Consider the following 5,595-nt stretch of genomic DNA (forward strand, 5'->3'; position numbering starts at 1 on the left):
CGGCTCGATCAGACCCAGCAGCGCCTGCCACGGCACCACCTGCTCCATCTCCGCCAAAAACACCTCGCGCCGCGTGCGCTTGCGGCTCCCCAGACCCTCGGCATCACCGAACGACAGCTGCATCGCATTCACCCCGATCACGGTGAGGCATTGTCGCGCAATCGGGCGGAGTTGTTCAGACCTTCCCTAAGCTCGCCGGGGCCTTCGTCGTCCAAAAAGGCAGGTTCTTGATCAGTCATGAGGAAGCCTCCATAAAAAAAACCCGGCCGCGCCGGGTTTAGTGAGTGGGTATTAGGTTCTGTCGTATGGCCCAAGAAACCTTTCCCCGTTGAAGTGGATCAGGTGAGAGGGCGCATCCGCCACCCATACCTCGGTTTCCCATGCAATTTCCCCAAGGTAACGGCCCATGATGGCCCGGTTCGGAAAGGCGGTTACATAGACAAGGCCGGCCTTCGATCCGGCAAACAGCTTGGCAAGCTCGGCGTGCCGTTTTCCATCAACTGGCCCGTGGCTGGTGACGGATTCCACGAGTAGCAGCCAGTTTTTCTCGGTGTAGTGCAGTACCACGTCGGGCATCTTGCCGTGTGAATCCACATCGACTCCCAGCCCAGCCAGCAGGGCAGCATCGAAGTAGCCCCACTTATCGCCGGTGTCGCCGGCATAGACCAGCACGCTACCCGGTGCAAAGCGCGGGGCAAAGTCCTCGATGATGGCGCGGATCAGTTCACTATGCTCGCCAGGGCTGAGTGTGATCTGCTGACCCGGTGCAATCTCAACCGGGATACGGTTCTGCTCGCGCTCCTTGGCGTAGCGGGCAACCAGCGTTTCCCGCTCGGCCAGATAGGCAGCGAGCTTGTCATGCCATGCGGGGGTGCCGAAGGTGCGCAGCAGGTCCAGCGCGGAGGGTTCGATCTGATAAACCGCTTTCGGGCTATTCACTGGGCGGTCGGGCTTGTCCGGGTTGTAGAGGGCCACGCCAGCATCGCAGAACTGGTGCATAGACTGGCGGCGAAATGTCTCGCGGGTGTTTGGCGCGTATTCCTTGCCGTAGTGCTCCCGCGCCCAATCCATGATGGGCGTGATGCCCATAAGCGGGTTTTCCGCATCGGCCCATGCCTTGCCCGGCGTAAGGTTCAGGAGGGCCAGCAGGCACAGGGCAGAACGCTCGTTCTGCTGCGCTCGGGGCAGCCCCAAGGAACCGATGATTTGCTGCGCGGCCTCAATGTAGTCGTTTGGGTTATTCATGCGGTCAGGGTTCCTAGCTTGGCGTCAATCTGCTCTTGCGTGAGCGTTCCTTGCTGCATGGCCCACTTGCCAAGCTCGATCAGGGCGTCACGGCTCGGGTACTTCATCAGCTTGAGGTCGGTTGCATTAACCTGGGTGTGGCCGTTGAAGCGACGGAAATGCTCATCTACTGCGGTCGTGTTGAGGAACACAGCCAGCCCACGGGCCAGCGCCTCGGGCAAGCCGTGTTTGTCCTCGTGAAACAGGTTCATGTGGTTCTCGAAGCCCAGCACGGAATGATCGCCAAAGGCGGCAGGATCAACCACGCTTGCCACCACACGGCGCTTTTCCTCCTTCGATGAAAAGCGGCGCACCACACAATAAAACCCGTTTGGGTAAAGCCACTTTTCCGTCTCGTCGTTGCGCATGATCGCGTTGGGCTTCTTCAAGCCCGCCACGGGCCAGACGGTGCCGGTCATGCTCAAGTGGCCGGGATAGATCAAGGGCACGGTGCCCGGCTCGGGCATGTCGCGTAGGTGCGCTCTCAGCCTGAAATCGACTACCGGCCCGGTCGATACCTTCACGCCAATGTCGGCCAGCGAGTAGCGCACGGCGGGCGATAGCTCGATGGCACTTTTTCCGGTCGTGGTCGGCACATGAATGAACCGCTCCGGGTCATCCGGGAACACGATCCGGTCGAACGGGTGTTCATGGGTGGTTAGGTCGGAAAAGCTGTCATCGGTGGAGGTCGAAACCGTGACAGGTCCCTGCTGGCCGCCACGCTCCAAGCGGATGATGACGTTTTCCTGCAGCACCTGGTCATCCCTGAAAGCCTTGTTGCGCGACTCGAACAGGTGCATGTGGCGGATCGCCGCCCGCTCAAGGATGAAGTCACGGAACGGGCGGTAATACGGTCCATTGCAGAAGCTGCGCGGGATGATGGCCACGATCTGCCCACCCGGTGCTGCCTCGCCCACGGCCAGCGCGACAAAGGCGGAATACAGATTCACCGTCTCGATGCCGACAGCGCGCAAGGCCAGCCGGTGGGCTGACTGGCTGTTGATCTTCTTGTACGGCGGATTGAGGATCACATGGGTATAGCCTCGATCCTGCAGACCTTCGGCAGTCGCCAGCTCGATGTAATCGCCCGCGATGATGCGGGGCGTCACCCGGCTGTATCCAGCCAAATGACGCGCAAGGTGGCCGCGCAGCTTTTCGTCGATCTCGTAGGCCGTCTTCTCCTGCCCTCAAAGCCAAAGCCGCCCGTCACCCAACGGTCGAGAAAGGCGCAGGACAACGCGCCAACTCCCGCGCCTGCGTCCAGTAGGCGGCAGGTCTGCAGGGTGCTCGGTGGGAACAGGGACGCCATGAAGCGGGCCACGCTCGAAGGCGTCATGAACTGGCCCAAGTCGGCTTTGTGTTTCTGCGCGATACTGGGTGCCACCTCGCGGCGCACGCTATCTGCGATGTCTAGTTGTCGGAGCATCCCAAGTCCTCATTGACGCGGCGTGATGACGCCGACGTGCTTGTAAAGGGTGGTTCGGGACACGCCATAACGGCGGGCTACCTCGGCCACCTTAATATCTGGATCGCGCAGCAGGGCTTTGATCTCTCGCACCTGCTGGTCATCTAACTTCGGCTTGCGGCCACCGGCCCGGCCACGGGCGCGGGCTGCTGCCAGCCCGGCCTGCGTCCGCTCACGGATCAAGCCGCGCTCGAACTCGGCCAGCGCCGCGAACACATGGAATTGCAGCTTTCCCGATGCGCTGCCCGTCTCGATCTTCTCGGTCAGGCTCTCGAAATGCACGCCGCGCTGCTCAAGCTCGGCCACGATCCGCACCAAGTCATGCAGGCTGCGCCCGAGTCGATCAAGCCGCCACACCACGAGGGTATCGCCGGCCCGTAACGCCTTGCAGCACTGCTCAAGCTCCGGGCGTGCAGTGCTCTTACCGCTGGCCGCTTCCTCATAGATCACGCTGCACCCAGCCTGCTGGAGCGCGTCGCGCTGCAGGTCTAGGTGCTGGTCGTCCGTCGAAACGCGGGCGTATCCAATGCGTTGATTCATTGACAGTGCCTGAACATAGAAAAATTGACGGATATCTTAACAGCTTTGGGTATGCCAGGCCATGAAAAAACGAAACCATGCAGACCTGTCCAGAAAACCACCGTTTTCTGGACAGGTTTTGAAGGACAAGCGCGACACGTTGCCGACCGGTCAGCGGTTACGCCGCTGTACCTCGCAGGCATCGGTGTAGCGATGCGGGCAGACGTGCTTGGCCTCAACTTGCAAGCGCAACACCGGATGAGAATTTCGCCATCTCTTCGGCCAGGACCTCTTCCGGGGTTTTCCACCCCAGCGTTTCCCTCGGTCGGCCGTTGAGCAGGCGGGCAATGTCATTGAGCAACGTCTGGCTGGCGAGCGACAGGTCACTGCCTTTCGGCAGGAACTGACGCAGCAGGCCATTGGTGTTCTCGTTGCTGCCGCGCTGCCACGGCGCATGCGGATCGCAGAACCAGATGTCCATCTTCTTAGACTCAACTTCCAAGTGCAACGCCCTGATATGGGGGCGTTGCGCTTGGAAGTTGAGTCTAAGCTGTCCCTCCAATGGACACCCTGTGCCCCCCTGGGTCCGGAGCACAGGGGCCAGCCGGATCCGAACCTGCAAGGCGCGGCGCCCGCCGCTACCATTGCCGGCCGACCCATCCGGAGGGAACCCCATGCCGCGTCTGTCCCGCCTGCTCCTGCTGCCCCTGCTGCTGCTCAGCGCCTGCGCCCTGGCCGACACTCCTTGGGTGGAGGTGGGCGGCGAGCGCTTCCAGGTGGAGATCGCCGACGACGACCAGGAGCGGGCGCGCGGCCTGATGTTCCGCGACCGGCTCGAGCCGGGCCACGGCATGCTCTTCATCCACGAGCGCGAGGAGCCGCAGGCGTACTGGATGAAGAACACCCGGATCCCGCTGGACATCCTCTACTTCGACGGCCGGCGCAGGCTGGTGGCGCAGCAGCGCAACGTGCCGCCCTGCTCGGCCGGCGACCGCTGCCCTGCCTACCCCAGCCACCGGCCGGCCCGCTACGTGCTGGAGCTCAACGCCGGCGAGGCCGCCCGCCTGGGCCTGGAGGAGGGCGCGGAGCTGCGCTTCGGCCCGGGCATCCCGCAGCACTGACCGGCGCGGCCCGGGCCGCCGCGGGATCTTGATTGTCGCGCGGGGCGGCCCCAGTCTTTCCGGCATGGGGGACCGCATGTACCTGCTGGACTGGAACACGCTTGCAACGCTCGACGACGAGTCCCTGCCGCTGTTGCAAGCCGCCCTGCTGATCGCCCGCGACGAGTACCCGGATCTGGACCCGGCACCCTACGAGGCGCTGGTCCAGGCCCATGCCGAGGACGTGCGCGCGGAAGTGGAGGCCACCGGTCCGCGTCCGCTGAAGATGGCGGCGGTCAACCGCCACCTGTTCTTCGAGCTGGGCTACGCGGGCAACCAGGAGGCGTTCTACGACCCGCGCAACAACTACCTCAACCAGGTGCTGGAGCGGCGCCTGGGCAACCCGATCTCGCTGGCCCTGGTGCAGATGGAGGTGGCGCGCCGGCTGGGCATCCCGCTGGACGGGGTGTCCTTCCCCGGCCACTTCCTGGTGCGCCTGCCGGTGGAGGGCGGGCTGCTGGTGATGGACCCGTTCAACGGCGGCCGCCCGGTGGCGGTGGAGGAGCTGCGCGAGCGCGCCCGCCCGCACCTGGGCGGCGAGATCCCGGACGACCACACCCTGCTGCAGATCCTCAGCCCGGCCCCGCCGCGGGCGATCCTGGCGCGGATGCTGCGCAACCTGCACGCCAGCTACGCCGAGTCCGGGCAGTGGGACCGCGCCGCGCGCAGCGCCGACCGCATGCTCAAGCTGCTGCCCAACCAGCCGCAGGCCCTGCGCGACCGCGGCCTGGCCTACCTGCACCTGGACTACCTGCCCGGCGCCCGCGAGGACCTGGCCCGCTACCTGCAGCTGGCGCCCCTGGCCCCGGACGCGGACGAGATCCGCGAACGCCTGATCGAGGCCAGCCACGGCCGCGCGGTGCTGCACTGAGCCCGCGCCGCGCGGGCGGCTTCAGATCTGCACCATCTCGAAGTCGGCCTTGGTGGCCCCGCAGTCCGGGCAGGTCCAGGTGTCCGGGATGTCCTCCCAGCGCGTGCCCGGCGGGATGCCCTCGTCGGGCAGGCCCTCGGCCTCGTGGTAGATAAAGCCGCACACCACGCACATCCAGCTGCGGTAGGGGGCGGTGTCGGTGTCGCTCATCGGATAATGCCGGCCTGTTCCAGGGACCGCCATTGTCCCACACGCCCCCTACCGCAGCTGGATGTGCGTGGTGTGCGGCTTTATCT

The 5,595-nt window shown here is 64.5% G+C and carries 5 protein-coding genes and 3 pseudogenes; 2 read left to right on the forward strand and 6 right to left on the reverse strand.

Features of this window, described 5'->3' with window-relative positions:
* The 5 genes and pseudogenes from CR938_RS13715 to CR938_RS13735 all read right to left on the reverse strand — a co-directional run.
* Positions 1–123 (reverse strand): annotated as a pseudogene (locus tag CR938_RS13715) (IS5/IS1182 family transposase); the annotation flags it as partial.
* A 168-nt stretch (positions 124–291) separates the two neighbouring features.
* The gene (locus tag CR938_RS13720; protein ID WP_162125533.1) at positions 292–1,245 is read right to left on the reverse strand and encodes a BsuBI/PstI family type II restriction endonuclease; all 954 of its coding nucleotides are present in this window, start codon (positions 1,243–1,245) and stop codon (positions 292–294) included.
* Positions 1,242–2,393: an Eco57I restriction-modification methylase domain-containing protein gene (locus CR938_RS13725; RefSeq protein WP_211365245.1), complete on the reverse strand. Its 1,152-nt coding sequence runs from the start codon at positions 2,391–2,393 to the stop codon at positions 1,242–1,244. Before CR938_RS13725 ends, CR938_RS13720 begins: the two co-directional genes overlap by 4 nt.
* Before the next feature lie 326 nt (positions 2,394–2,719).
* Positions 2,720–3,289, reverse strand: a complete 570-nt coding sequence (locus CR938_RS13730; RefSeq protein ID WP_162125534.1) for a recombinase family protein — start codon at positions 3,287–3,289, stop codon at positions 2,720–2,722.
* Between the two features lie 214 nt (positions 3,290–3,503).
* Positions 3,504–3,761: pseudogene (locus tag CR938_RS13735) on the reverse strand (IS30 family transposase); the annotation flags it as partial.
* A 181-nt stretch (positions 3,762–3,942) separates the two neighbouring features.
* Here CR938_RS13735 and CR938_RS13740 point away from each other — a divergent pair.
* Both CR938_RS13740 and CR938_RS13745 read left to right on the forward strand, forming a co-directional pair.
* The gene (locus CR938_RS13740) at positions 3,943–4,389 is read left to right on the forward strand and encodes a DUF192 domain-containing protein (RefSeq protein WP_162125535.1); all 447 of its coding nucleotides are present in this window, start codon (positions 3,943–3,945) and stop codon (positions 4,387–4,389) included.
* Between the two features lie 64 nt (positions 4,390–4,453).
* Positions 4,454–5,299, forward strand: a complete 846-nt coding sequence (locus CR938_RS13745) for a SirB1 family protein (RefSeq protein WP_162125536.1) — start codon at positions 4,454–4,456, stop codon at positions 5,297–5,299.
* Positions 5,300–5,320: 21 nt separating this feature from the next.
* On the opposite strand, the pseudogene CR938_RS13750 reads toward CR938_RS13745, so the two are convergent.
* Positions 5,321–5,552: pseudogene (locus tag CR938_RS13750) on the reverse strand (rubredoxin).
* Between the last annotated feature and the right edge of the window lie 43 nt (positions 5,553–5,595).

The organism is Pseudoxanthomonas taiwanensis, from assembly GCF_010093135.1.
Classification (GTDB): Bacteria; Pseudomonadota; Gammaproteobacteria; order Xanthomonadales; family Xanthomonadaceae; genus Pseudoxanthomonas; species Pseudoxanthomonas taiwanensis.

Coding starts and splice junctions, on each gene's coding strand:
- CR938_RS13720 (WP_162125533.1), bottom strand. CDS start 1,245: ATGAATAACCCAAACGACTACATTGAGGCCGCGCAGCAAATCATCGGT.
- CR938_RS13730 (WP_162125534.1), bottom strand. CDS start 3,289: ATGAATCAACGCATTGGATACGCCCGCGTTTCGACGGACGACCAGCAC.
- CR938_RS13740 (WP_162125535.1), top strand. CDS start 3,943: ATGCCGCGTCTGTCCCGCCTGCTCCTGCTGCCCCTGCTGCTGCTCAGC.
- CR938_RS13745 (WP_162125536.1), top strand. CDS start 4,454: ATGGGGGACCGCATGTACCTGCTGGACTGGAACACGCTTGCAACGCTC.